A 2,074-nucleotide genomic window follows, 5' to 3' on the forward strand; every position below is an offset into this window, starting at 1 on the left:
CCCGCTCGACGACCAGCCCACGCCGCACCCCGACCGCCTCGAGCACGGCACCCCACCGCGCGACGAGCTCGTCCGCGACCGGCGGCAGCACGGCCGGGTCGAACCAGGCCGCCGCCGGTGAGCCGGGCAGCACGAGGCCCCGCGCGGGCACGAGGTCGCCGTCCTGGGCGTCGAGCAGCGCCTCGCCCCACCACGACGGCACCTCGGCGGCACCCCCCGGCGCAGCTGCGGCGACGAGCGCCAGCAGCACCGCGGCGGCGTCCTCGTCGCCGTCCAGGATGCGCTCGCGCAGCACGGGATGGCGGGCCAGCGCCGCGGCGTCGAGCCGCTGGGCACCGAGCCGCTCCAGCACCGGGTGGTCCGCGTCCGGGTGCACCACGCGCAGGCCCCAGCCCACGAGGGCGTCGAGGGCGTCCTGCGGGGCGTCGGCCAGCACCAGCCCGCGCACGCCGTGCACCACGCGCCCGTCGACCAGCGGCACGGGCGCTGTCGCGAGCTCGGCCAGCACGTCGGGACCGGCGGTCGCGACGAGCTCGCACACCCCGCGCAGCAGGGCAGGGGTGCCCGGGAGCTGCTCGATCACGGCGCCGAGCCCCACGGTGCGCAGGCCGAGCACCCGCACCAGGTCGCGCTGCGTGTCGGCCAGCCGGACGAGCGCGGGCACCCACGGTCCGAGCAGCCGCGCGGCGCCGTCGTCGCACGTCCAGGGCGCCTCGAGCACGACGGCGTCGCGCGGCGCGACGGCCGTGCCGTCCGGCGCCGTGAGCACGGGCGCGGCCGCGGTCGCGGCGAGGACCGCCTCCCGCAGGGCTGCGTCGAGCTGGCCGGCCGGCCAGCCGCGCGGCACGAGGTCGAGCGGGTCGGGTGCCGGCCGGCCGTCGGCGCGCTCCGCCCGGCACGCCAGCAGCAGGTCGGCCCACACCGGGCCGGCGTGCGCGACGACGGCGTCGGTGACCGGACCGGTCGCGACGTGCCGCCGCGCAGGGTCGAGCGGCAGGGTCGCGACGAGCAGTGCCGGGACCGTGCAGGGCTCGTCGGTCGGCGTCGGGGCGTGCACCACACCCCCGGCGGGTGGTGCGGCAGGCCCGCCGGGCGGTGCGGCGGGATCGGTGGGGGCTGTGCGCGGGACGGCCCAGGTGACCTGCCACCCGGGGCGCTCGCGCTCCTCGACGGGGCGCGTGGCGAGCAGCGCGGCCGGCAGCTCCCCCGCGCCGGTCGCCACCACCCAGCGGTCGGCGACGTGCTCGAGCACGCGCGCGGCACCGTCGACGTCGACCGTCACGCGGTCCAGGCCCGGCAGGGCGAGCAGCAGGGGGTCGCCCACGGCGGCGAGCTGGGCGCGCACCTGCGCGACGGCGTCGTCGTCGCGCAGCACGAGCACGACGGCGGTGTCCCACTGCTCGCCCAGGAGGACGGGCGAGGGGTCACCGCCGGGCGCGTCGTCCCCGGGCAGCGCGGCGCCGACGGCGGGGCCGACGCCGGCGAACGGGAGCCGCAGCGCGGGCAGCGAGCCGGCCCGGCGGCCGACCTCCGCCGTGAGCATCGACTCCCCGGCGAGGAGCGCAGCGGTCGCCGCGAGGGAGAAGTGCACCCCGCCGGAGCGCGAGACGACCGCCACCTCGTCCGCCACCGAGCGGACGGCGGCGAAACCGACACCGAACCGGCCGACCGTCGGAGCGGGTGCCGGCCCCGGCCCCGTCGGGGCGTCGCGCTTGGCCGAGGCGCGCAGCGAGGCGAGCGACGCCAGGCCGGCTGCGTCGAGCGGGGCGCCGGTGTTCGCCGCGACGAGCACGGGGACCGGCCCGGTGGTCAGCCGAAGGAGCAGGTGGCCGGGGCGCCCGGCGCGCACGGCGGCGTCGGCGGCGTTCTGGGCGAGCTCGACGACGACGCGGTCGCGGTAGTGGCCGCGCGCGTGGTCCTCCTCAGCGTTCGCATCCTCCCGCAGCCGTGCCGGGTGGGCGGTCCATGCCGCCAGGGCCGCGGCGCGCAGCCCCCCGGTGCCGAGCGGGTCGCTCACTCCTCGTCGGAGGCGGGGGCCGGCTCGAGGTCCGGCACGGGCTCGTCGGCGGGCGCG

The 2,074-nt window shown here is 80.2% G+C and carries 1 protein-coding gene; it reads right to left on the reverse strand.

Going from position 1 to position 2,074, the window contains the following annotated elements:
• A partial coding sequence (locus PKY62_RS08420; protein WP_502875821.1) for a sacsin N-terminal ATP-binding-like domain-containing protein occupies positions 1 to 2,017 on the reverse strand: 2,017 nt, incomplete at its 3' end.
• Between the last annotated feature and the right edge of the window lie 57 nt (positions 2,018 to 2,074).

Source organism: Actinotalea sp., from assembly GCF_035443605.1.
GTDB lineage: Bacteria > Actinomycetota > Actinomycetes > Actinomycetales > Cellulomonadaceae > Actinotalea.